The organism is Colwellia sp. MB02u-6, from assembly GCF_014077095.1.
In the GTDB taxonomy this organism is placed as follows: domain Bacteria; phylum Pseudomonadota; class Gammaproteobacteria; order Enterobacterales; family Alteromonadaceae; genus Cognaticolwellia.
The window spans coordinates 326075-350239 of record NZ_JACGVG010000035.1 but is presented as its reverse complement, the minus strand read 5'-3'; the positions used below and the strand labels follow the sequence as shown (position 1 = coordinate 350239).

Annotated in this window: 22 protein-coding genes; 17 read left to right on the top strand and 5 right to left on the bottom strand. The window is 38.7% G+C overall.

The window, feature by feature from the left end; genetic code table 11:
• Window positions 1-142: 142 nt before the first annotated feature.
• A complete protein-coding gene (hldE, locus tag H4J46_RS11070; protein WP_182233546.1) occupies window positions 143-1570 on the bottom strand; it encodes a bifunctional D-glycero-beta-D-manno-heptose-7-phosphate kinase/D-glycero-beta-D-manno-heptose 1-phosphate adenylyltransferase HldE in 1428 nt (475 codons plus the stop codon).
• 69 nt (window positions 1571-1639) lie between these two features.
• Between hldE and lpxL the strand changes: the two genes are divergently transcribed.
• Entirely contained in the window at window positions 1640-2578 is a 939-nt protein-coding gene (gene lpxL / locus H4J46_RS11065; RefSeq protein ID WP_182233545.1) for an LpxL/LpxP family Kdo(2)-lipid IV(A) lauroyl/palmitoleoyl acyltransferase, read from the top strand.
• Window positions 2579-2629: 51 nt separating this feature from the next.
• A complete protein-coding gene (locus H4J46_RS11060) occupies window positions 2630-3310 on the top strand; it encodes a TcpQ domain-containing protein (RefSeq protein ID WP_182233544.1) in 681 nt (226 codons plus the stop codon).
• 23 nt (window positions 3311-3333) lie between these two features.
• Here H4J46_RS11060 and glnE read toward each other — a convergent pair whose 3' ends face one another.
• On the bottom strand, window positions 3334-6231 hold the full coding sequence (glnE, locus tag H4J46_RS11055; RefSeq protein ID WP_182233543.1) for a bifunctional [glutamate--ammonia ligase]-adenylyl-L-tyrosine phosphorylase/[glutamate--ammonia-ligase] adenylyltransferase: 2898 nt from the start codon (window positions 6229-6231) through the stop codon (window positions 3334-3336).
• A gap of 124 nt (window positions 6232-6355) precedes the next feature.
• Between glnE and H4J46_RS11050 the strand changes: the two genes are divergently transcribed.
• The 12 genes from H4J46_RS11050 to H4J46_RS10995 all read left to right on the top strand — a co-directional run bounded on the left by H4J46_RS11050 (window position 6356) and on the right by H4J46_RS10995 (window position 16286).
• A complete protein-coding gene (locus tag H4J46_RS11050; protein ID WP_404851784.1) occupies window positions 6356-7366 on the top strand; it encodes a hypothetical protein in 1011 nt (336 codons plus the stop codon).
• Window positions 7367-7374: 8 nt separating this feature from the next.
• Entirely contained in the window at window positions 7375-8277 is a 903-nt protein-coding gene (locus H4J46_RS11045; RefSeq protein ID WP_182233542.1) for a DUF350 domain-containing protein, read from the top strand.
• 103 nt (window positions 8278-8380) lie between these two features.
• Window positions 8381-10087 carry a polyamine aminopropyltransferase gene (locus tag H4J46_RS11040; protein WP_182233541.1) on the top strand — a complete coding sequence of 569 codons (1707 nt, stop codon included), beginning with the start codon at window positions 8381-8383 and terminating at the stop codon, window positions 10085-10087.
• A gap of 220 nt (window positions 10088-10307) precedes the next feature.
• The gene (locus H4J46_RS11035; protein ID WP_182233540.1) at window positions 10308-10721 is read left to right on the top strand and encodes a YjfI family protein; all 414 of its coding nucleotides are present in this window, start codon (window positions 10308-10310) and stop codon (window positions 10719-10721) included.
• A 23-nt stretch (window positions 10722-10744) separates the two neighbouring features.
• Entirely contained in the window at window positions 10745-11434 is a 690-nt protein-coding gene (locus H4J46_RS11030; RefSeq protein WP_182233710.1) for a PspA/IM30 family protein, read from the top strand.
• A 95-nt stretch (window positions 11435-11529) separates the two neighbouring features.
• Entirely contained in the window at window positions 11530-12168 is a 639-nt protein-coding gene (locus H4J46_RS11025; RefSeq protein WP_182233539.1) for a hypothetical protein, read from the top strand.
• Between the two features lie 2 nt (window positions 12169-12170).
• A complete protein-coding gene (locus H4J46_RS11020; RefSeq protein WP_182233538.1) occupies window positions 12171-12500 on the top strand; it encodes a hypothetical protein in 330 nt (109 codons plus the stop codon).
• A 65-nt stretch (window positions 12501-12565) separates the two neighbouring features.
• Window positions 12566-13051, top strand: coding sequence for a potassium channel family protein (locus H4J46_RS11015; RefSeq protein WP_259365799.1), 486 nt, complete (start codon window positions 12566-12568; stop codon window positions 13049-13051).
• Between the two features lie 558 nt (window positions 13052-13609).
• Window positions 13610-13840: a hypothetical protein gene (locus H4J46_RS11010; protein WP_182233537.1), complete on the top strand. Its 231-nt coding sequence runs from the start codon at window positions 13610-13612 to the stop codon at window positions 13838-13840.
• A 21-nt stretch (window positions 13841-13861) separates the two neighbouring features.
• The gene (locus tag H4J46_RS11005; protein ID WP_182233536.1) at window positions 13862-14113 is read left to right on the top strand and encodes a hypothetical protein; all 252 of its coding nucleotides are present in this window, start codon (window positions 13862-13864) and stop codon (window positions 14111-14113) included.
• 443 nt (window positions 14114-14556) lie between these two features.
• On the top strand, window positions 14557-15363 hold the full coding sequence (locus H4J46_RS11000) for an alpha/beta fold hydrolase (RefSeq protein ID WP_182233535.1): 807 nt from the start codon (window positions 14557-14559) through the stop codon (window positions 15361-15363).
• A gap of 5 nt (window positions 15364-15368) precedes the next feature.
• Window positions 15369-16286: a diguanylate cyclase gene (locus tag H4J46_RS10995; RefSeq protein ID WP_182233534.1), complete on the top strand. Its 918-nt coding sequence runs from the start codon at window positions 15369-15371 to the stop codon at window positions 16284-16286.
• Window positions 16287-16447: 161 nt separating this feature from the next.
• Here the strand turns inward: H4J46_RS10995 and H4J46_RS10990 are convergent, their stop codons facing one another.
• Complete coding sequence (locus tag H4J46_RS10990) at window positions 16448-16699, bottom strand: hypothetical protein (protein WP_182233533.1); 252 nt, start codon at window positions 16697-16699, stop codon at window positions 16448-16450.
• A 531-nt stretch (window positions 16700-17230) separates the two neighbouring features.
• Between H4J46_RS10990 and H4J46_RS10985 the strand changes: the two genes are divergently transcribed.
• From H4J46_RS10985 to H4J46_RS10975, 3 genes are all read left to right on the top strand, one after another.
• Window positions 17231-18562 carry a Xaa-Pro peptidase family protein gene (locus tag H4J46_RS10985; protein WP_182233532.1) on the top strand — a complete coding sequence of 444 codons (1332 nt, stop codon included), beginning with the start codon at window positions 17231-17233 and terminating at the stop codon, window positions 18560-18562.
• A 125-nt stretch (window positions 18563-18687) separates the two neighbouring features.
• Window positions 18688-19272 (top strand): TetR/AcrR family transcriptional regulator, encoded by a 585-nt coding sequence (locus tag H4J46_RS10980; protein ID WP_182233531.1) that lies wholly within the window; start codon window positions 18688-18690, stop codon window positions 19270-19272.
• Between the two features lie 138 nt (window positions 19273-19410).
• On the top strand, window positions 19411-20025 hold the full coding sequence (locus tag H4J46_RS10975; protein ID WP_182233530.1) for a phospholipid-binding protein MlaC: 615 nt from the start codon (window positions 19411-19413) through the stop codon (window positions 20023-20025).
• A 90-nt stretch (window positions 20026-20115) separates the two neighbouring features.
• Here the strand turns inward: H4J46_RS10975 and H4J46_RS10970 are convergent, their stop codons facing one another.
• Window positions 20116-22611, bottom strand: a complete 2496-nt coding sequence (locus tag H4J46_RS10970; protein ID WP_182233708.1) for an acylase — start codon at window positions 22609-22611, stop codon at window positions 20116-20118.
• Between the two features lie 330 nt (window positions 22612-22941).
• Complete coding sequence (gene nhaR, locus H4J46_RS10965; protein ID WP_182233529.1) at window positions 22942-23850, bottom strand: transcriptional activator NhaR; 909 nt, start codon at window positions 23848-23850, stop codon at window positions 22942-22944.
• Between the last annotated feature and the right edge of the window lie 315 nt (window positions 23851-24165).

The following is a 24165-nucleotide window of genomic DNA, read 5'->3' as shown; positions in this document are numbered from 1 at the left end:
AACATAAAAACTAAGTACTTGTATCTAAGTCAGTAATGTCGTGTTCACTTGGCCGTTCTTAGCCATTTATGGCTTCAGGACATTAGTACATTTATCTATATCGATGTGAAAGAACCACGATGCAACAAGAAAATTCACCTGACTAATTTTCTTGTTTTATTGCGTTAATAATTTTAGTTGTCGAAATACCATCTTCAAAATTAAGTACTTTCACTTCGCCACCCGCCGCAATAACTTCCTTGCCCCCAGCAATATCGGCAACTTTATAATCGCCACCTTTAACTAAGGTGTTAGGTAATATATTGGCAATTAAGCGTTGCGGGGTATCTTCACTAAAGGGGACTACCCAATCAACCGCGCCTAGACCTGCTAATACCGCCATTCGGCGATCCACCGGATTAACAGGACGACCTGGGCCTTTTAGTCGCGTCACAGAAGCGTCATCATTTACCGCAACAATTAGGCGGCTACCTAGGGTGTTGGCCGTGGTCAAATAAGAAACATGACCGGCATGAAGAATGTCAAAACAACCATTGGTCATCACAATACTTTCGCCACGTGCTTGCGCTAATTCAACAGCAATTTTTAACTGTTCTTCAGACATCACACCAAAACCACTTTCTTGACCCGATGATAATTCTGCACTTAATTCAGCTTCGCTTACGGTCGAGGTACCTAGTTTACCCACAACAATGCCGGCCGCAATATTCGCTAAAGCACTGGCTTGGGTAAATTCAGCTTTGGCGGCTATCGCAAGGGCAAGTGTTGCAATAACGGTATCTCCCGCACCAGTTACGTCATAAACTTCTTTCGCTTGCGTGGGTAAATGAAATTCTTCTTGATTATGCCGTAACAAGGTCATACCTTGCTCACTTCGAGTGACTAGCATGGCTGTTAAATCTAATGCTTTAAGTAATGCTTGGCCTTTACTGACGATATCGGCCTCACTTTTACAGTGTCCAACTACCGCTTCAAATTCTGCAAGATTAGGTGTAATTAACGTAGCACCGCGATAGCGTGAAAAATCACTGCCTTTTGGGTCAACTAACACCGGAATGTTTTGTGCTTTCGCCACTTTGATCAGAGCTTGAACTTCTGACAAGGTGCCTTTGTTATAATCTGACAACAGCAAAAGATCATGCTGAGCAATTAAGGCTTGGGTTTGCTCAATTAGCGGCTGTTTATCAAGTTCAGCAAATGATTCTTCAAAATCTAAGCGTAATAATTGTTGATTACGACTTAAAATACGCAATTTGGTGATCGTTGGGTGAGCTTGCGATTGAATAAGTTGACAATTTATATTCATTGCTGACAACTGAGTTTGCAATGTCGTCGACGCTTCATCTTGGCCGGTAATACCCAGTAAAGTAACCTGGCCATTTAGTGACGCAATATTCAAAGCGACGTTGGCTGCGCCTCCTGGGCGATCTTCGTCTTGAAGTATTTTAACAATCGGCACAGGTGCCTCGGGTGAAATACGTTGTGTTGGACCAGACCAATAGCGATCTAACATGATATCACCAACGACTAAAACACGTGCTTTTTCAAAAGCGGGAATATCTACTTTCATCCTGTACCCTATAACAGATATAATAAGCGATATTGTAACACAAGCAATTCAATGAGTTGAAATCATCCTGTGAGTAAAAACAAAGTTTTACAACCAAATTTTAAAATATCTTTTCTGTTACCTAAATATTGGCCAACTTGGATTGGGGTATTTATTCTTTACACTATCTCTTGGTTACCTTATCGGTTTCAGCTTTTTCTCGGAAAAATGATTGGCCGCTTACTATACAAAATAGGCTCAAGCCGCAAAAAAGTTGCCTTACGAAATTTAGAGCTTTGTTTTCCTAAGATGTCAGATGACGAACGCCAAATTATGCTCAAACGTAATTTTGAAAATACAGGTATTGCGCTATTGGAGACTGGTATGGGTTGGTGGTGGCCAAATTGGCGGGTAAAACGTCACACAAAAATTATTGGCCTTGAGCATATTAAAGCGGCACAAAAGCAAGGTAAAGGTATACTATTACTCACCATGCATTATTTAAGTGTTGAAATAAATTGTCGTGGCATTGGTTCAGGTCATCCTATGGTGGTATTTTACCGGCCACACAACAATCAGCTAATGGAATACTTCCAATTTCGTGGTCGTGGTCGTTCAAACAAATATATGCTGGGCAAACGTGATGTAAAAGGCTTACTTCGAGCACTAAAAGAGGGCGAAGCCTGTATTTACTTGCCTGATCAAGATTATGGTCGCAGTCGCAGTGTTTTTGTGCCCTTTTTCGCGGTACCAGAAGCCGCCTCAACCACAGGTACATTAATATTTGCTCGGCAAAAAAATTGCCAAACACATGTGTTAATCCCAACTCGTAATGATGACGGTAGTGGTTACACCTTAGAGATAAAGCCTATGCTGGAGAATTTCCCTACCGGTGATGACACAGCAGATGTATTAAGAATAAATCAAGAGTTAGAAAAAGCAATCATGGTGAAACCTGAACAATATATGTGGTTGCACCGCCGCTTTAAAACTCGCCCGAATGAAGATGATCCGTCATTGTATAAATAGCTAAAATTAGCTATTGTGTCAGGAAAATATGAATTTAATTTTAAGTAATTTATGAAATTTTGGTTACGAAGTATTATTTTAGGTTTGATCCTAATTGGCTTAGCATCAGCATTATTGCTCAACAAAGAGCCCTTGTTTTCCGCTAGCCAAGAGCCAGCTGATGAAGCTGTCGCCACAACGGTTGACACTGATCAAGCAGAACAAGCTGAGTCCTTAGCACAAGAAGAAACCCTTGATGCTGAACAAAGTACCAATGCTGCTGCTGATGGGCTTTCTAACTATTATGCTAGCATACGTGGTGACATGACTGGAGATGGTCCGCAAATTCGTAATAACATTGTCTATTTACCAGAGCCAAAAGGTGATTTAGAGAAAATATTAACCGCACGAGGCTTAATCACTCGACCCTTACCAAAAAATTGGATCGGCGAAACTGATAACCATCCATTTCGTCTTGGCGAAACCTTATTTGGCAAATTATCAGAGTATGCTGGAGATAATAATCTACAAGTAATTTGGTGGCTTAATCGTGACTTTGTCGTTAAAAATGCCTTTAGAATTAATAAAGATATTGTCACTACCTCCTATAAAGTCGGCAAAGCTATTCAAGGCCACTTTGAAAGTGGCCTTGCAATTTACTTTTGTTATCAGCAACGTACCATTGTTGTAATCGAGTATGGCACGGCTTACTTGGAGAAAGAATGCCTGCTGTTACCGAACAGGCGTAACTAATATCACAAAGCTATTTTCATTGGCTACTGCAATAACTGTTCAACCAGTCTCATAACTTGACTATACTCAGCGGTAAATTCAGTAGCGGGGATCATAGCTGCGCTGTTTTGTAGGGTTGCATGGTGGCTGATGTCACGTAACTTGCAGTAATTATCCACTAATGCCTGCTGTTGTTGTTTTGTTATAACGCCTATGTTCGCTAAATACTCAAGTAGATTAATGTTGTCTGAATAATCGCTCAAATTGGGATGCTGAGCACTGTGTGCTAAAACCAAATATTGTACAAGAAATTCAATATCGACTAAACCACCTCGCCCCTGCTTAATATCGACTTCAGTTTTTGATGACTTATCCAAGTGCTGGCGCATTTTATTACGCATTTTTATCACATCTTCACGTAGCACTTTTTTATCACGAGTCCTCATTAAAATATTGCGTTTAATCTCTTTAAACCTGTCGGCTAATCTAGCGTGACCATAAATGACTCTGGTGCGGACTAACGCTTGATGCTCCCAAGTCCAAGCGTCACTGGACTGGTAATGAGCAAAGGTATCAATGTGCACCATTAAAAGACCGGCATTGCCCGAAGGCCTTAGTCGCATGTCGAGTTCATATAAAATACCGTTTGCCATACGAGTATTAAATAAGTGCATCATACGTTGAGCAAGCTTTAAGTAAAATTGTCCAGCAGAAATCGATTTTTCTCCTGAGGTCATTTCTGCTAAATCAGCATCATGGACAAACACTAAATCTAAATCAGAGCTATAACCGAGTTCAATCCCGCCTAACTTTCCATAACCAATAACAGCAAAACCTTTGTCTTGGCCATCTAATTTACTGGTTGGCACACCAAAACGCAGCGCCATTTGTTGCCATGCTAAGTTGGCTACTTCTTCGACTAGTGCTTCTGCCAATGCGGTTAAATGATCACTGACTTTGGTAATTGGTAAAATATCCGTAATATCCGCAGCGGCGATACGTAATTGTTTAGCTTGTTTAAACTCACGTAAGGTGATCATTTGCGCTTCTTGATCGTCTTCAGGTACCCGTAACATGGTTTCACGGAGTTCCGCGACATAAGAAGATAACAATGGTGGCTGATGAAATAGTTTAGGGTCAATCAGTTCATCAAGTAATATGGGGAATTTAGCAATGTGCTCTGCCACCCAACTACTGTTGCGACACAGATGAATTAATTGCTTTAACGCCCCTTCATTCTCAAATAATAATTCCAGATAGGCAGTACGTGTTGCCACAGTTTTTAGCACCCCTAATACTCGTGCTAATGTCTGATCGGTTAGTCTTAAATCAGCAAGGTGCCACAGCAAGGTTGGGATCAATTTATCTAGCACTTGGCGGCCACGGCTGCCCATGCTGCGTTTGATCATTTCGGCACGAAAATCTCTCAGCGCCTGCCATATAGTTTCACTGTGAGAAAACTCAACACCAGCTTTTGCCTCTAGCAATTGCGGAGACTGATCAATCCAAGCAATAGCCTCCTCATCGCTCCATTCACTATCCCAAAGGGTGGTCCAATATTGATCAAGCGCCTGACGATTTGGACTTTCCTCACCAATAAGTTCACCAAATTGTTGATGAACGCCCTGCATATGGGTAGCAAGCTGTGCCAGAAAAGATGGCCAGTTTGTACACTTTTCGTCAGCAAGAATGTTGACTAAGCGCTGCCGGTCTAATTCATTGTCAGGTAAAGTTTGAGTTTGTTGATCATTTAACGCTTGAATAATATTTTCAACCCGACGTAAAAATCGATAACTAGCCGTTAGCACTTTTGCACTCGGTGGTGTAAGCACATCGTGTGTTACCAATAAAGGCAGTACGGTGAGTAAGTTACGATGCTGTAAATCACTAACACGGCCACCTCGGATCATTTGAAAAACTTGCACAATAAATTCAACTTCGCGAATACCACCCGCGCCCAGCTTGATATTATTATCGAGTTGCTTGCGCCTAACCTCTTGGGCAATCATAGCTTTCATACGTCGCAGGCTGTCGATAACGCTAAAATCAATGTAGCGTCGATAAACAAAAGGTCGCAACATGTTAGACAATTGGTCATGATACTTACCTTCTCCAACCAAGCGCGCCTTTAACATTGCATAACGCTCCCAATCACGCCCTTGATCTTGATAATAATCTTCCATGGCATTAAACGATAAAACTAATGGCCCACTTTCTCCAAAGGGGCGTAAACGCATATCAACACGATAAACAAAACCATCAGCGGTATGTTGATTTAACGCGGTAATTAATTTTTGCCCTAAGCGAGTAAAAAATAATTGATTGTCGATACTTCGCCTAAGCCCTTGCGTTACTCCCGCTTCAGGGTAGACAAAAATTAAATCAATATCAGAAGAAAAGTTAAGCTCTTGACCACCTAATTTCCCCATGCCATATACCAGTAAATTTTGGGCTTCATTAGCACTGTTGACCGGTACACCCCATTTGCTTTCACAAAACTTTGTTAACCAAGCATTAGCCGCAATAATCAAACTATCAGCTAATGAAGACAGTCGTTTTAACGATTCATCAAGCGTTATATCCAACAAAAAATCACCAACAGCAATATGTACCATTTGCTTTAAACGAAACAATCGTAGGCACTTTTGCAGTTGTTCTTCTGTGGAGCATTTATTAAGACTGTCAGCGAGCATCACGCTATATTGCGGTGTTTCACTCGACAATAACTGCTCGCTATTAAAAAGCTCAGTGAGCAACTCGGGGGCTTGTATGGCACTACGCAAAATAAAATCACTTAACGCTAATGCCCTTTTAAACAGCGCTAAACGCTCTGGTGATAAACTATCGGTAACATTTGGATATTGTTGAGAAAACTCTAGCCAACTATCAGCTTGTTGGCTGGCAAGTAATGGCGAAAATGGCAAAGACGATGAATTAAACACGTTATCCTCGATAAAAGCTAAAATGAAAAAGAGCAAGGTAAGTAACAATAAGTAACAACCAATAACAAATTAATTTCACTGATATACTTAAAAAAATAGACATAATATGTCAGAAGTGATACTAATGAGCGATAACCATAGCATTTTTGAGGACACTATGGCAGGAATGCAGCCGCTAAAATCAATGATACTCTTGCTAACGTTATTGCTCTCCGCTTGTGGAGATCCAATGAAAGGGCAAATCACTCAACAAATCCCACTCACTGAACAACGTATTGAATTACTTGCTCAAGCACTTGCTAACGGGCAAGTTCGTAATGCTAATTTAATTACCCAATACGGGGAGAGATTACTACAAAGTAAGCCAGATTATAAACCCTTAATTGACGAGTTTTTAAAAGATACCGGCACAAAAGGCCCGATGTTTGTTGCCTTAGTTGACCGACTAAATACGGTAAAAAAACAACCACAAATGTTTGAGAGTTCTCAAGCTATTTATGGTGAGTTATTAAACCTTTATCAAGCAGCCGATCCCGTTCTATATTCTGATGCATTAAGCGATCCGCTTAATGTCTTGGCTGATATGTCTGATGGCACTTTACCGCGCGTTAATGCGATGTCAAAAGAGCAAAGCCTAGCAGCCAATAAAGCACAAGACTTTGGCACAGGTGAACAGCTTATTGGCAATCCGTCTTATGGTAACTGGACTACTGGTTCTAATGGTATGTCGTTTTGGGCTTGGTACGGTATGTACTCAATGATGGGTGATGTATTTGGCTCTCGCCGAACGAGTTATAATGATTGGGGCCGTAACCGAAATTATAGTTATTACAATGATTATGGCCGCAAGCGCTACAGTTCGCCAAATCAACTACGTAAACAAACTGATTTAGATACTCGCACCAAAAAATCATTTCAAAGCCGTGGCCAAAAATACACCAGTACTTACAGCAAAAATAGAACTGGCGCGTCAAGTATTTCTAGCCAGAGCAAAAGCGCACAAACCAGTGCCAATCGATTTGCTAGCAAAACAGCCAATAAAAGCACTTATGCGAGATCAAGCACAAGTGGAAAAAATGCTAGCTTTAGAAACAGTAAGAGTACAACGTCACGAAGTTTTAGACGTGGAAAGTAGGGATAAGTATGAATACATTTATTGAAATAACGGGTCTAAATATAGAGTTATTAATTTTCTTAGCTATCGATATAACGATTGCCATTATATTACTTTGCGCCATGCGCTTTATTAGTGGTTTATCTGCAAAAGTTAACTCTACCGACGAACTTGCCAAAGAAGATAACTTTGCCTTTGGTATCAGTGTTGCCGGTAGTGTTGCTGCCTTGGGTATCGTACTAACGGGTGCCATTACCGGTGAAAATGCCGAAAGTTATTTAATGGAAGTTGTTGGCATGGCAAGCTATGGCATTTTAGGTTTGATTTTAATTAAAGTAGGCCGGGTTTTTCATGACCGTTTTGCTTTAAACCAAATAGATAAAAATGCGCAAATTAAAGCCCATAATATATCAGTTGGTATTGTCGATGCTTCAGGTGCTATTGCCACCGCCATTATTATTCGCGCGGTATTACTGTGGGTTTACGGTTTAGATATCAATACCTTTATCGCTATTATCGCTGGCTTTATAGTCTCACAAGCCATGTTAGTGTTAGTTACCCGTATTAAAGAACGCCAGTACGCTAAAAACAATCAAAATAGCTGCATGCAAAATGCCTTTGCTGAAGGCCAAGTTGCTCTCGCCATTCGTTATGCTGGTCAAGTTATTAGCACGGCCCTAGCGGTAACAGCTGCCAGCCACTTTTTAACTTATAGTCCAGAGACCTTATTAGCTAATATAGTTGGCTGGTTTATCTTTGGTATGATTATGACCATATTAGTCGCTATTCTTACGTCTATTGCTAAACGCCTAGTGCTGATGGGTATCAACTTAGTTGAGGAAGTAGACCATCAACACAATATTGGTGTCGCCAGTGTTGAGATGGCGATTAGCATTTCAATTGCGCTTATTTTAACGGCGTTAATGTCATAGTTTTATCAAAATTTTGCTATTAAAATAACCAAGAGTAAATTATTACGCTTGGTTATTTTCCCCCTTTCATTAAACACTCATTTAACTCAAGCTAGGAATAACCATGACAAGCAGTAGAAATAGGCTATGGGATGATGTGCTCCTGATTTTAACTATGGCTGTTTTAGCGGGTTGTGGCCTGATATATGAATACCTATTGTCACATTACGCCGGTCGTGTACTTGGTGTTATGGAAAGTACTATTTACGCCATGATTGGCCTGATGATTGTCGCTATGGGTTTAGGTGCTTTTGCGGCACGAAAAATTCAATGTGCCTTTAATGGCTTTGTTTGGTTAGAGCTAATGATTGCTTTTCTGGGTAGTAGCTCAATACTCATTATTGGCGGACTGATCGCCATCACTCAGACTTTTCCTGACATATTAGGATCGATGTTTAACTTGCCCCCTGATGCTTACCCGCGAGGCGGTTTATTTAAACAACTGAGCTTTATTGCCTTTAATAGTCCCTATTTTTTCGGGCTAATTCTGGGCTTTTTTATTGGTATGGAAATACCCCTTATTGCACGCATACGCGAAGAAATACATCAAAAGCATCTTAAAAATAATCTTGGCACCATTTATGGTGCTGATTATATTGGTGCCGGTATTGGTGCCGGTATCTGGGTAATATTTCTCTTATCTATAGACATCAGCAAAGCGAGTGCATTAACTGCCGCTTTAAATCTAACTGCTGGCATTATATTTATCTTATATTATTGGCAAAAATTGACCTGGCGAAAAACCTTAATAACAGCTCATGGTATTTTATTAGTAATGATTATGGCAATTTACCAATTTGGTAATGGCTGGTTAAGTCAAATGAGTAATTTACTTTATCTTGACAAGGTTGTTTATAGTGACAAAACACGTTTTCAACAACTGACTTTTACCAAAAGAAATATGGGCCCTAGCGAAGGCAATATTATTAACTTTTATTTAAATGGCCGCTTACAGTTTTCATCCTCAGATGAGTTTATTTACCACAGTTATCTTGTTAGCCCAGTGTTAGCGGGCTCAGCACGCTATGAAAACATTCTAATTATTGGTGGCGGTGATGGCCTAGCATTAAGAGATGTTTTACAGTGGCAACCTAAAAAGGTCACCTTAGTGGATTTAGATAAGCAACTCATTGAATTATTTAAAAATCCACATGAGAAATTACCACTGAGGCTAGCTAATGCCATCGAAGATTTAAACGCGGCAAGTTTGCGCGATGAGCGTGTTGAAATTATTGCCGCTGATGCATTTATCGCTATCGACCAACTATTGCAAAGCCATCAAACCTTTGACGCCATTATTGTTGACCTACCCGACCCTAGCCATCCAGATTTGAATAAACTTTATTCAGTTCACTTTTATGCCAGATTAAAACAACTACTGGCGGGCGATGGCTTAATTGGCATTCAATCGGCCAGTCCTTATCATGCTAAAGACGCCTTTATTGCTATTGGTAAAACGGTGCAAGCTGCTGGATATTCAACTGTTCAGCAATATCATGACAACGTACCTAGTTTCGGCGAATGGGGTTGGACTATTGCCAGTAAAATGGGCGCAGCGCCTTTAACAAGATTAAAACGCTTACCTCAATTGCCTGTTGCTCACCATTGGCTAACCTTACCTATGGTCACTAATGCCTTTGAATTTTCTCGAGATTTTTATCAAGACAGTGAAACCGTACCGATTAATTATCTTGGCAGTCATGCAATTTATCAATTACATCAAAAAGCATGGCAAGATCAACAAGGCTTGAACAATGCTCATTTACAGTGAGCACATTGAATGCAGGTAAACTGCAACTACATTATTGATCATTTAGTTAGCACAAAAACGTTTAATATAGCTTAAGCTAACTTAAGATAAAATAAGAAAGATGAAATAAGCACTTGACATAATATGTCATGATGCTAAATTAAACCAATACGACATATTATGTCGTTAAGTAAAACAGTATCACTGATTTTACGCTACTTATTCGAGCATGAGGAATAACATGAATATTCATAAAATAGCTGACTACCTAAATACCTTGGCTGATGATTCAGATACTGGGATGGTGTTTGATTGCCAACCCATATCAGGTGAAGTCGATGTATTACAAATTTCGGTATTCGGCCGTGAAGAGTTACCTATTTTTGTGTCGGTAACGGATGATCAAATTCTTTGTATCACCTACCTCTGGGGTGAAGAAGAAGTTAAATTAAACAAGATAAATGAGATGCATGTCAGTATGTTAGAAATGAACATACCTATGCCATTATCTTCATTTTCGAAAATTGGTGATAAATATGTCATTTTTGGTGCGCTAGCGATTAGCTCAACATTTGATGATATCGAACACGAACTAGCGGTATTGAGCAATAATGCGCTAGAAATTATTGATGACATGAGTGATTACTTAATTTAAGCAACCACCTTAGGAGTATTATGATGAGTATTTTTAAAAAAATTATGACCGCTATTCGCGGTGGCGCAACTGAAGTCGGTGAAACCATTATTGACTCAAATGCCACACGTATTTTTGAACAAGAAATTCGTGACGCAGAAAATCACCTCACTAAAGCTAAACGTGACCTAACTGGTGTTATGGCACAACAAATGTCCTCTAGCCGTGACGTTGAGCGCATTAAGCGTGAAGTTACTGAGCATGAAGGTTATGCCGTTCAAGCCCTAGAAAAAGGTGACGACGAACTTGCTTTAGCGGTTGCTGAAAAGATATCAACACTTGAAAATGAACTCGCCACGCAGCAGCAATCGCTTGATAGCTTTCAAGGTAGTGCTGAACGCTTAAAAGAGTTAGTGAAAAAGAGTGAACGTCACGTAGCTGAATACAAACGTCAATTGTCTATGGTGAAAACCACAGAAAGTGTGCAAAAAGCAACCTCAGCAATTACCGATAACTTCTCATCAAGTAACTCTAAGCTATTAAGTGCCAAAGACTCATTAGAACGCATTAAAGCTAAGCAACAAAAATTTGATGATCGCATGAAAGCTGCTGAAGTACTTGAGTCAGAAAACTCAGATAACTCACTTGAAGCTAAGCTTAAAGAAGCCGGCATTGGCGCTAGTGACAACAACGCAAATTCAGTATTAGAGCGTTTAAAAGCTAAAAAGAAGTAACTCACAAGTTACTATCGCCGCTTTGTATCCATGATGCAAAGCGGCTTTTTAGTTTAATTAAATGCCAGTTTAGCCATTGATATTCGGAGCAAATAGTGAGCTTTTTTAAAAATATATTTAAGAAACCAACACCAGAACGTAAACTCAATAATGTTAAAGAACTCACCCTAGGTGACATCATTGTGCTATCAGACAGTTTTGGTTTGCCCGCAGCACTAAGAGCGCAAGAATTTCAAGTAACAGCCGTGAACAGCTATGAATTTGAAAATAAAACTCAAGCAGAATGGGTTTTGCAGGGTGGTGACAATACAGAGTTGTATTTAACTTTGGACGTTGATGATAAAACCTATCTAAAATTTTCCCTGAAAATATTGCATCAAGATGTTGAAACACTGTTTGATCTTGAGCAATTTGCTGAAGTTTTTGATGAGCCGGGTCAAGCGCAATTAGAGCGCATAGCTGACAGTAGTAACACGTCAGGCTGGAGCAGCGAAATATATCAACAAAGCAGTTATGCCCAAGTAGGTTACTTTCATCGCAAAGATTATCGAAAAGATGAACTCTCAGCTTACCAAGGCAAAGACAGTGGTGAGCAATTTGAGCTTTATTCGCTATTTGATGAAGATCAAGATAAAGGCATCGATATTGAAGTATGGCAAGACGGCGATACTGAAGTATTTTTAACCTTATTTAAACCCACCACCGATATTGTTGATATGTATCCAGGGAGTTAATTGTGTCACGAAAAATTCCTGACAAATGGCAATCATCCGTAAAAGCAGTCAAAGCAGTGCAAGTTGCTTTTGATATGGATGAGAAAATTCAACTCGCGATTAGAAAGCAAGCGTTAGAGGCTGGTATCAGCCCGTCAGAGCAAATTCGAGACATTCTTGGTTTACCGATAAATAAGCGCCCTAAACGTCCAAGATTAACCGTAAGCTTGTCAGCTGACGATTATGCCTTACTGGCTGAAAAATATGCGTTATCATCAGAGCAGCAACTTGAAATTAAGAAAAAATTAATGGATGACTTGATTAATTATGTCGATAATAGTCTTATTGACTAAAGCCGAGCTAAGCTTACCCCGATTAACTCGTTCATAAAAGCCCATAGATAATGTAAGAGATTAAAATGATAGTCGTTCAAAAAGCAATGGAAAAAACTAATTTATACCGTGTCGATGACTTCGGCATAAAAAATTACAACTATGGCTTTATTGGCATTGCATCTTTCCTATTATTTTTAACCTTAAACTTATCCTTGGGCTATATTACCTATCAAGCTGAATATGGGCTTGAAGCCTCAAACATAAAAAGCTATAGCGATGCTATTTGGCTAATGGTAATGTCTTCTACCACGATTGGTTTTGGTGACGTCTACCCCATCACTTTTATTGGTCGAGCGTCTGTTTTTATTATGTTTATACTCGGCGTAGGTATACTTGGTGCTATGGGGGCGATGTTTATCAACAAAATATTTGGTTTTGCCGATACCAACATTAAAAATAGAGAGTTGAGAATGCAAAACGCCCAAATTATTACTCAAAATACCGCCATTACTGAAAAGCTAACGCAATTAGAGGATAAACTTGAGTTATTAGCCAAAAAGCTTAGATAATTTACGCTGAGTTTAAGGTTAAAGCCTTTAAAAATCTCACTACCGCTATGACTTTCGCGTATCCACAGTTTAATCATCACCATAAAAAAGTTGATTAGACAAACGTTAAGCTAAAATAATAGCCATAAATATATGCTTAACCTTTGGCTGATAGATTAATTTGTCAACAGCTTCCCGCTTACCTACTCTCCACTTTATTTTTAGGGCTAATGCCCCTTAAACTTGATATCGAACATTATAGACTTAAAAAACTTAGCATCGCATAGTCCCTTGCCAGCTGCCACTCAAAAAAAACATGATTAAAAACACCTTTCACTAAACAATAAAACGACCATGATAATATTAATCCATTATTTTATAAGAGCTTATAAGCTTATACATCCTATTAATCATTACGTCGAAGTTTTATCTTAGACATGCTAATCAAGATTTTAACCATTAAATTAATTCGATAAAAAAATTTGATTAATAACCGCAAAATAATTCACTTTCCAATTTTAAATTATCGGCCCATTATCACTTTGAAAACACAAATATGATTTTTTATAAGGTAAAGAAATGAACATTGATACATATGCAGATACTGATACTGATACTGATATTGATGATGAGCCAAATTTTGATACGGGTAGTGCTAGTTTTGAAATTGACTCTGGCTCAACCAATAAAAAAGCAATTAAAAAAACAGCGAAACAAAATTATCAAATCAGACAAAGGTTAGATTCATTAAATGAAAAAAGATTTCTTGATAGAGAGCTTAATTCTTTAAGTGACTATTGGGACATGTAATGAAACATCAAGAGATTCAATATGAAAAAATTAATTTTAGCATTAACTGTACTGGCATTAACGTCAACTGCAGCATTTTGCCAAGAAGATGAAGCCGAATTAATGGCAGCCTCTTCAGAATATATCGTCAGCCTTTTAGCACAATGTAAAAATGATGCTGTAGAAGATGAAATTACCACATCAGAAATGAACAGTTACTTATTAAACTGTATCAATGATGAGCTAGAAGCCAGCTATTATATGGCGATTAAAGTTTTACCTGAAGAGAACTAAAATTTATAGTCATTAACGTTAAGTCACTCAAATTACTTAGGCCATTTAATATAGTGGATTGGTTAATTTGAGTGCGCTTATTTACTGATGGCATTACTTAATTAAGAACTTAACTAATAATTAAATGATTCACTTCAGCGCTCATTTAAACATACCCGGTTATTCTCCAATTTGGTAAAAATCTGCTCATTTAATGCAACTTAGAGCAATTTTATTAAATTATTGCTCGCTTGTGTGGGATAAAATACAGCACGCTTGCTGTGCTCTCAAGCAACTTGCCATACACCTCAATAGCCTTTGTTAATATCTGACTCATTAAAGTCAGAATAATATCGAATTAACTTTAAATACGTTGCTAAAATAGAGTGATTCAATTAAATTTACTAAGATACAATTGATCAGCACTAATTGTTGTTAACCTCATGAATAGGGACTAAATTAGCATGCTAGATAAAAATAATGTACTTATTAGAAATAATGTTAAATTAATTGGCCAAGGCAGTAACACCCTGTTTCTTGCACATGGATTTGGCTGCGATCAAAATATGTGGCGCTTTTTAACGCCAGAACTGTCCAAGCACTTCACTATTGTGTTGTTTGACTATGTTGGCTCAGGTGCTTCTGATATATCTCAATACAGTAAAAAACGTTACAGTGAACTTGAAGGATATGCTGAAGATATCATTGAGATCTGTGATGTTTTAGAGCTATCTGACGCCACTTTCATCGGCCACTCAGTCAGTTGTATGATTGGTGCGATTGTTGCTATTCAAAAACCTGCATTATTTTCTAAGCTAATAATGATTTGCCCTTCACCCTGTTATTTAAACCTTCCTCCTGAGTATTTTGGTGGTTTTGACAAAGAAGATCTAAAAGAATTACTTAACCTTATGGATAAAAACTATATCGGCTGGGCTAATTATTTGGCGCCATTAGTGATAGGCATAATTAATTCAGATAATCTTATTGGCGAGCTATCTAGCAGCTTTTGTTCTACCGATCATGTTATTGCCAGAAATTTTGCTGAAGTAACATTTTTCTCTGATAGTCGTTACCTTTTAAAAGATATTAAACAGCCATCATTAATTTTACAAAGTGAAAATGACGCACTGGCTGCAATCTCTATTGGTGAGTTCATGGCTCATGAAATGCCTGATAGTAACCTTAAAGTAATAGCCGCTGATGGCCATTGCCTACATATGACTCATCCTGAAGCTATTATGAATTCAATAATAGAATATGCGAAGTAATCAAGATGACAAAATATCACATTGAGAATAACAAGGTAGTAAATTACTCTCTTGATAGCTTTCCGTGTGGTGCTTTAGTTACTAATTCCGCAAGAGTTATTATCTATATCAATTCATACTTTACCAAGCAACTTTTGTGGAAGCCTAATGATCTTATTGGTAAAAGTGTGGATGTTCTCTTTACTCAATCCTCAAGAATATTTTATCAAAGTTATTTAATTCCTACACTTTTACAAGAAAAAATATGTGAGGAAATGCAGCTCATTATATTTCATTCAGATGGAAGACGTATTCCTATAACCGTGAATGCTAGTTTGAGTGCTAATGGTTGTATTTATTGGAGTTTATTCAATGCTTCTAAACGAGATAAACTCTATGAGGAGCTGATAAAAAACAGAGAGACACTTGAGATACAAGCTGAGACATTGAAATTACTGGCCTCAACTGATGAGTTAACCGGGTTATTAAATAGAAGAGAAATGAAATACCGGAGTGATTTAATGCTGGGACAAGCAATAAGATCTCATTACTCAGTAAGTTTATTAATGCTAGATGTCGATAATTTTAAAAAAATAAATGACACTATGGGCCATTTAGAAGGCGACCGAGTACTGAAAAAACTCGGGCAGTTATTAAAGAAGTTTGGCCGAAGAACAGATCTTATCTCTCGTTTTGGCGGAGAAGAGTTTTTGATCATGTTACCCGATACCAACAAAAGTGATACCTTATTACTATGCCTTAGACTACATAAGTTAATCGCTGAAATTAAAGTGGGCGACAGTTCGCTAACCGTAAGTATTGGCGTGAGTATTTGTGATGAGCAAATATCATTTATTGATTTATTTACTCAAGCAGATAATGCGGTATATAAAGCGAAAGCGCGGGGGAAAAATAGAACCGAAGTTTATCTGAACAATAGTTAAAGACATCAATGCTTGAGCTAAATATCAAATACCTGAGATCAATAATATAATAACAAGTATTTACAATACGCCACTGCCCTATCTAAACACTCGCTGCCTTTGTCACTTTTACGCAATAATAACCACCACAATGCACATGAGTTGTTACGCTGAGGTCTGAGTTATTTAAACCAAACTTTACCACCAATAAATTTATAAGCAGGTAAACCGCGGATCAAAGTATCTCGGGCAAAAGGTTTAGAGCATTTTGGGCAAAGACAAGGTTCAACCGTATAATCTTGGCTGATCCGTTCTTTAAAGCTTTTTACTAAGGCTCCTTTGCCACCCTTTCGGTATTTAAATAACAAGGTATTGCAGCCCATACAAAAAATATCTATGGTTTTTGTTGGGCCTTTTTTATTTGGTTTTGCCATAAATCATGTCAGCGTACTTAGTCATTTTTAGTCTGTAAATCACATGAATATCTTATGCTAATGTTTATATTGTAAACAATTAAAAGCATCTATCTCAACTTAATAAGCTAGTGAGTTCACCATAACAGAAATGAGCCTGTTTTATACCTGCGCCACATAATTACCTAATAGCCTTTTGTATCAAGCGACTTACAGATAAATAGCAGATGTCAAGTCAATGCCCTTTTATTCCGATCAATCAGCGTTAACTTAAGCTAGCTCAATTGAACCAGAGTACAAAAGTACAACCTTCGCTTTCTATCGTTAGCGGTTGGTAGGTTAACTCCAAAATAAATCCTCATTATTGGCACCTACCCTCAAGGCTAAATAACCTCAAATACTAAACCAAAACTGCGCAATGGCTTTTATCAGTAAGCGCTTGCTCATTAAGAAAATAAACGCTAGCGTAAAGTATTAATATTATTTTACCCTTTAATATAACTTTCCAACCTAGATAGCATTTTTATACTGGGTTATAGACAGGAATAAGACATGAATATCAGTAAAAGAACTTTTTTAAAAGCCAGTGGTGCAAGCATTGCCACCCTCTCTATTGCTGGACAAACCCTGACGTCATCTGCCCTTGCCGCTAGCGTAAGTAACCAACCTGATAACAAAGGTCAAAGGAAAGGCCAAAGAGCAGCACTTAAGTCGATTACAGGTACGGTGACCGGCATTAATCCAGCCGAGCGATTAGAGCGTATAGCCAAAGCACAAAAATTAATGCAACAACTTGAAATATCGGCCTTGATCCTTGAACCCGGCGCCGCAATGGATTATTTCTCAGGTATACAATGGCGGCGCAGTGAACGCTTAACGGCGGTTATTATCCCACGTGAAGGTAAAATTTCTGTTATTTGTCCTTTTTTTGAAGCGCCAAGTGTGCGCGAGATTTTAACGGTGGGTGATGACATTCGTGTTTGGCAAGAGCATGAAAGTCCATTCGTTTTAATTAAACAAATATTAACAGACTCAGGCTTAAATAAAGGCAAAGTTGCCTTTGAAAATTCAGTGCGTTATTTTGTTATGAGTGGCGTTATGGCGCAACTTTCTACTATGCAGCATGTCAGTGCCGAGCCAGTAACGCTGGGTTGTCGTATGTATAAAAGCCAACATGAGCTTGAGTTAATGCACAAAGCTAATGAAGTGACTTTACTTGCCTACGCTCATGTTTTCGCTCAGTTAAAAATAGGCATGAGCCAAAGCGATGTAAAATCATTAATGCACACAGCCCAAGGGCAATTAGGCGGCAAAGGCGCATGGAATATGGCGCTATTTAATCAAGCCAGTGCTTACCCGCATGGCACTAAACAAAAGCAAATACTAACTGAAGGTTCAGTGGTGTTAATGGATTGCGGCTGCAATGTTCATGGTTATCAATCTGATATCAGTCGTACTTTTGTTTTCGGTGAAGCAAGTAAGCGCCAGCGTGAGGTTTGGCAAACGGTGAGACAAGGTCAAGAAATTGCCTTTGAGCAAGCAAAAATTGGTACACAAGCAGGCTTAGTTGACGATGCCGTGCGTAAATTTTATCAAAGCAAAGGTTTTGGTCCTGGCTACAAATTGCCCGGATTGTCGCACAGAACTGGCCACGGTATCGGCATGGAAGGACATGAAAGTGTTAACTTTGTTCATGGCGAAACTGAACGTTTAAAACCAGGTATGTGTTTTTCTAATGAGCCAGGTATTTATATTCAAGGTGAATTTGGTGTGCGACTTGAAGACTGTATTTACCTGACCAAAAATGGTCCACAATGGTTTACTATGCCGCCAGCATCGTTGGACCATCCGATTGGAAAGTTAATTCAGCTGCAAACGCTTTAGCTTTTACTATACCAATATGGCTAGCAACAATGGCAATACATGGCTTTCACACGTTATCTTTGCAACCGACCTGTCGGTCGGTTAAACTAAGGCTATTATGTTGTAAGATATTTTAAGGTAAGCCCATGAGAGACCCAGAGCAAACCCGGCAAAAAATATTAGAAGTTAGCGCTGATGAAATTCACCGAAAGGGTTTCAACGCCACTAGCTTGTCTTGTATTTTAGCACGCTGTGAAATATCTAAAGGGGCGTTATATCATCATTTCGCCAATAAAATGGAACTGGGTTATGCGGTATTTGAGGAAGTTTATGCCCCCGCTTTTATTGCGCTTTGGCAACCGCCCGTAGAGGCTGAAGATCCCATTCAAGGCTTATCTGATTTTTTCAGTTCAATGTCTAAAGAGATGAGTTGTGATGAACTAGTCTGTGGATGCCCTTTAAACAACCTCTGTCAGGAAATGTCAGGTGTGGATGAAGGCTTTCGTATTCGCATACTGGCGATGCAACAACAATTAAACTTATTAATTGCTACGAACCTATCGCGGGTTAGCAGCCAGTTACAAACAGACCTTGATTTTAGCCAGGTCGCTTACTTTATTGTCTCAACCTTTCATGGCTCTTCAAGTTTAAGTAAAAGCTCATTAAACAAAGAGCTGTTCGACAAAGTCATCAAAGAGCTTTGCCGATACATGGGCCAATTAAAACGTTAAGGCTAAATTAACACCCCACTGAGTTAACACTTCTTAACACTTTATCTTCTATCTTAAGCCTAAACAGCATTTACATACCGCGCGGTCGGTATGTATAATAACTGCAATTAAAATCAACTATCCCTTACAAGGCTCATCATGAAAAAGCTCTTAATGCTGTTGGTGTTATTCACTATTTTTGTCCAAAACAGTATGGCAGCTGAGGCTACGCCATCAGTTTCTCCATATCAAGTTATCGCTGTAACAGGTAATAACCTATTTACTAAAATTGCGAGCAATCAAGATGCTTTGAAAAAATTTCCGGATCTAATGCGAGATATTGTTGAAGAAGAATTAATGCCATCAATTGATTATCAATATGCGGCGTTTAAAATTTTAGGTAAACATTTGCGACAAACAACATCAGAGCAAAGGATAAAGTTTATTACTGCCATGCGCGCTTATTTGGTTCGTACTTATGCCAACGCTCTAACACAATACAGTAATCAAAAAGTGTTATTTGAACCAGAAAGTCAACTAAGGGCGAATGTGAAATCAGCTTCTGTTGATGTCAAAATTATCGACACGGGCAAGCCTGATATAAATATTACCTTTCAAATGCGCAAAGACACCAAGTCGCAAGAATGGAAAGCCTACGATATGATTGTTGAAGGTATATCGTTAATTAGTAGCAAACAATCTGAAATTAATCGTAAAATATCAGATTTAGGTTTGGATCAAGTGACCTTAGAGCTTGCTTCAATCACCAGCTAACTTTGATAACTGATCCTATTAGCGCGAATAAAAAGCCAGCATCACCTTTAAGGTTACTGCTAGCTTTTTTGTTTATAACGCGCTAAATATTTACTCTAAAATAGAACTAATCGTCATTTCAGAGACTTTATTAGCTTCAATATCTGCTTGGGTAAAGCGCAAAGGTCTAAGTTGTGGTTGTTGTGAATAGAGCAAGGTTTGGTCTATGCTCTGATCGCTGCCATATTCATGAGATTGAGAGTAACTCAACAAACCTCTAGCAACTGGGCCATCATCGGTAAAGTTCACTACTGTCATCCAGCTGCTACCATAATTAATATGATAACCACCACCTTCAGCACTCAGAGTAGAATCGCTATTTTGTGCCAGGTAAACATGGCGAGGTAACAATGAACCGTCATTACCTGTGCGCGTATCAAAGACATTAAAGCCACCTTCTATATTGTGAGAGCCTGCCCAAGGTATTTTGAGACCTGAGGCGCTGCCATCAGCTAAACTGCGCTCAACAAACTGCACTAAACCTAATGTGGCATCTAATGCTAACCCCGCTGATTCAACATTAAGCTGAGCTTGGGCAAACTGTTCCAGTGTGGTGGCATTATTTATTAAACCACTAGGTGTGGTCAGCACATTATCTGCAGAAAAACTTTGTTGCCACTGCGGTTTTTTATCAAATAAAAAGGCAAACTCTCGAAATAAATGTGCCGCACTACTATTTTTATTAAAAGTACCATCCCAAAGCGCTAATGCCGCACAACCGTCACTGATATCAACGTTCTGTGTTTCAAGGCTAACCACTGTACTGCCTTGTGCTTGGCAAATGCTTAATAGCTCAGTCAGTATATTTTCAGCCAAATAGCTTCGATTACTCAACAAGGCTTGTTCGACCTCTGCCGGATTAAATAAACCATCACTGCCGGCACTATCTACCAATAACTTCTGTGCCAAGCGAGAACGTAGAGACTGTTGATTATCTACCGCACCATATAAAGGTGAAACACCTGTTATAGGCGCATTAATATTGGTAAGCCAATAGCTGTCATTTGAATTTTGCACAGAGTCGGTGCCAGAATATTGGGGTGCATTTTCATAGGGTACAGCGCGGTCAAAATCAAATGCGGATAAAAATCCCGGTAAAATAGTAAAGCCCGCGGCTTGCTTAGCACCAACAAGCAATGGATTTGTGGTCATTTCATTAATGGCGGTAGCGGTTAAATTGGGCACCGTTGAGTCATCAATATAGAAAACATTGCCGTCACTGTCTGCTGACATAGTATTGTTAAAAATCACCCCATCATAATCAACAAAGGCTTGTTTAAATTCAGCGATATTACCCGCTAAATTCATCGCTAACCAGTGGTCGATAATATCAACATTACCCAAGTTAGCATCTTTAATTGCAAAGGCATTACCACCAGGACCCCATGCAAAATCTCCTGGAACAACCACCATAGGGCCATGATGAGTTGAGTAAGTCATTTTCGCGAGTTTAATCGTTTGGCCTAGCCCCACAGCAACATCAATGGCGATTTCTTTACCTGTGATTAAACGGTTTACTCCGTCAATTACTTGCGACATTTGTGCAGGATCGCTTGGATTCAATGTCAACTGATAAACCACGAAGTGCTCAGCCGATGAAAAAGTATGGGTCCAAGCGACATTTTCATTAAAGCCAATATTTACTACCCCTGGCATGCCGGTAAGTGAACTACCCATGACATTCAAATGCTCAGGAATCGTGATATGGAATTGCCAAAAGCGTAAATTTCCCGTATGTGGAAAGTGCGGATTAGCTAACACCATACCTTTACCGTTTTCAGTTTTATCTTTACCTAAACCCCAACCGTTTGATCCCAAACCACCTAGGTTCTTTTTAGGGATTGTAACAACCGGATTTGAATTAACTTTATAGCGATTAACATCAGCACTTTGTGGGTAAGGTGCGAAACTTTCTCCTGGAGGAGCAGCTAAGAACATCGGCCCAAGAAAATTTGCAGCTCCTGGTAACAAAGCAATACCAAGTGTGTAAGTCAGCATATCAATATCACTAATCGGCTGTACCCAAGGCATGTTGGCACATGAGCCGTCAATATTAGCAACACCCGTATCCGCTAGGTATTTATTATAACCTTCTGCATAGCCTGACAATAAAGCTTGGCTATTGCTTGAAAGTGACTTTATATTTTGTGTTGCATGCGCTCTAATACCTAAAGTTAAAAAACCAAAGTCATTAATTAAATGTGCTGAGTCTCCTGAGGTAGGCACGATATCAGGGCCATAATACTTTGCGCGTTGTGAGTTATATTTTAGGATTTGATCGGCAAGCATACAGATATTATCTTTAGCGAACGCATAACCAACACCATACGACATGCTCTCTAAGTTGTCGGCGGTAATGTGCGGTACACCATAATCTGTCCAACGAATATTTGCTGATAATACGCCATCGCCATCAAATGAAGGTACAGGTGTAACAATAACTGGCGTCGTAATCAGCTTAGGTTTTTCAGGTTCTGGTGTGCCTACGTAGGTGTAATCACCGCCCCCACATGCTGATAATATTGAAAATAATCCTATGATTGACATAGGCTTTATTATATTTTTAGTTGAATAATTCAAAACAAACTCCTTTTTAGTTCTATTATTTTTATCATACGTAAACTATTCTTACCCTGTCATATTTGCACAATAAACAACCAACCTCAAACCCTTATTAGCGGAATCGCTGTAGTGAAATACTAAAAAATTCCTTTTTATTAATTTCAGCCAATAAGAAGTAAAAGCATATGGCATTCATTAAATTATGCTTCTAATGGTGATGATTTTTTGGCTATTAGCTTTAATGATCTATTATCGCTCGTCACCACTTAACAATATCGTTGAACCTTAAAATCTTGATTTTTATAATATAACTATTTACGACATAGGATTTTTGAATAACTTCTTACCTTCGGTTAATAAATGTTGCACCGCTGGATGTTTTACTTTTCGTTCAGGGGATATTAAGTAGTAATGCTCAATAATATCGTTAGTTCTCCCAATAATTTCAACATCAAACTGCTCGACAACATGATTTTCAATCATAGTGGGCGCACAAAAAATACCGTATCCCGCTTGGCCAAAATATTTAGTTAACACTGAATCATCAAACTCGCCAATTATCTTGGGTGAAATATCTAATTCATTAAACCAAGACAAGACATTTAAATGTTGATTTGAGCCTTCGCCAGCGGTAAAAAAAGGCCTTCCATCAAGTGACATTGGAAAGTCGCCTTTTAATGATTGCGCTAATTTTTTGTCAGCAAAAAAGCTTAAGCCACATTTACCTATCAAGTGACTATAGGCTTTTAATGGTGAACCTGTAGGCAGTGAAGTATCACTTAACACCGCGTCAAGTTTATTCATTGCAAGCTCTCCAAGTAAAACGTCTAAGCTAGTTTCTTTACACACCAACTTGATAGAATTGTCCATGGCATAGACAGATTTCAATAAATTAAATGAAAAAACTTTCGCGATAACATCAGTAACACCGATGGAAAAACGAAAAGAAAAGTCTGTTGAATGATTTTTTAATGAATGCAGCAGTTCATCGCCTAAACTAAATATCTCCTGGGTATAACTAAAAGAAATACGTCCCATGTCATTAAGGACCAAACGCTTACCTTTGCGTTCAAATAAGCTATAGCCTAATTGTTCTTCTAATAAATTGAGTTGAGCACTCAGAGTTTGTGGTGTGATATGCATAACCTTTGCCGCCTGAGCAATACTGCCATATGTTGCTATTGCATGAAAATACTGTAGGTGATGATAATTAAGCTTAGCCATATAACCTCTTTAATCTCCCTGTGACTGTTTAGCCTTCTAGCACTAAACCTTAGCAACTTTTTGTTGATAAAAACACAGCTACAATCGACTTTCATTGCTTTTAATTATTAGCTATAAATTGATTATACAAGTTTCATTCATTTGCGAGTCTACATTTCAGCTAGGGGAAATGACCAAATACAAGGCATATATTTTAATAACTCGTTGTTCAGGGCAATAGGCTCCTGCATGGTCTAATAAGCTGCATACATGCAGTAATAATAATTAAATCAATAACGCAGTAGTGGCTTGCTTTACCAGGTGAAATGAGCAGAA

Excerpts from the sequence above, each read along its gene's own strand:
- H4J46_RS11035 (WP_182233540.1), top strand. The coding sequence starts at position 10,308 with ATGAATATTCATAAAATAGCTGACTACCTAAATACCTTGGCTGATGAT.
- H4J46_RS10985 (WP_182233532.1), top strand. The coding sequence starts at position 17,231 with ATGAATATCAGTAAAAGAACTTTTTTAAAAGCCAGTGGTGCAAGCATT.
- hldE (WP_182233546.1), bottom strand. The coding sequence starts at position 1,570 with ATGAAAGTAGATATTCCCGCTTTTGAAAAAGCACGTGTTTTAGTCGTT.
- H4J46_RS11030 (WP_182233710.1), top strand. The coding sequence starts at position 10,745 with ATGAGTATTTTTAAAAAAATTATGACCGCTATTCGCGGTGGCGCAACT.
- H4J46_RS11060 (WP_182233544.1), top strand. The coding sequence starts at position 2,630 with ATGAAATTTTGGTTACGAAGTATTATTTTAGGTTTGATCCTAATTGGC.
- H4J46_RS11005 (WP_182233536.1), top strand. The coding sequence starts at position 13,862 with ATGAAAAAATTAATTTTAGCATTAACTGTACTGGCATTAACGTCAACT.
- H4J46_RS10975 (WP_182233530.1), top strand. The coding sequence starts at position 19,411 with ATGAAAAAGCTCTTAATGCTGTTGGTGTTATTCACTATTTTTGTCCAA.
- H4J46_RS10995 (WP_182233534.1), top strand. The coding sequence starts at position 15,369 with ATGACAAAATATCACATTGAGAATAACAAGGTAGTAAATTACTCTCTT.
- nhaR (WP_182233529.1), bottom strand. The coding sequence starts at position 23,850 with ATGGCTAAGCTTAATTATCATCACCTACAGTATTTTCATGCAATAGCA.
- H4J46_RS10970 (WP_182233708.1), bottom strand. The coding sequence starts at position 22,611 with ATGTCAATCATAGGATTATTTTCAATATTATCAGCATGTGGGGGCGGT.
- H4J46_RS11000 (WP_182233535.1), top strand. The coding sequence starts at position 14,557 with ATGCTAGATAAAAATAATGTACTTATTAGAAATAATGTTAAATTAATT.
- H4J46_RS11040 (WP_182233541.1), top strand. The coding sequence starts at position 8,381 with ATGACAAGCAGTAGAAATAGGCTATGGGATGATGTGCTCCTGATTTTA.
- H4J46_RS11015 (WP_259365799.1), top strand. The coding sequence starts at position 12,566 with ATGATAGTCGTTCAAAAAGCAATGGAAAAAACTAATTTATACCGTGTC.
- H4J46_RS11050 (WP_404851784.1), top strand. The coding sequence starts at position 6,356 with ATGAGCGATAACCATAGCATTTTTGAGGACACTATGGCAGGAATGCAG.
- H4J46_RS11045 (WP_182233542.1), top strand. The coding sequence starts at position 7,375 with ATGAATACATTTATTGAAATAACGGGTCTAAATATAGAGTTATTAATT.
- H4J46_RS10980 (WP_182233531.1), top strand. The coding sequence starts at position 18,688 with ATGAGAGACCCAGAGCAAACCCGGCAAAAAATATTAGAAGTTAGCGCT.
- H4J46_RS11010 (WP_182233537.1), top strand. The coding sequence starts at position 13,610 with ATGAACATTGATACATATGCAGATACTGATACTGATACTGATATTGAT.
- H4J46_RS10990 (WP_182233533.1), bottom strand. The coding sequence starts at position 16,699 with ATGGCAAAACCAAATAAAAAAGGCCCAACAAAAACCATAGATATTTTT.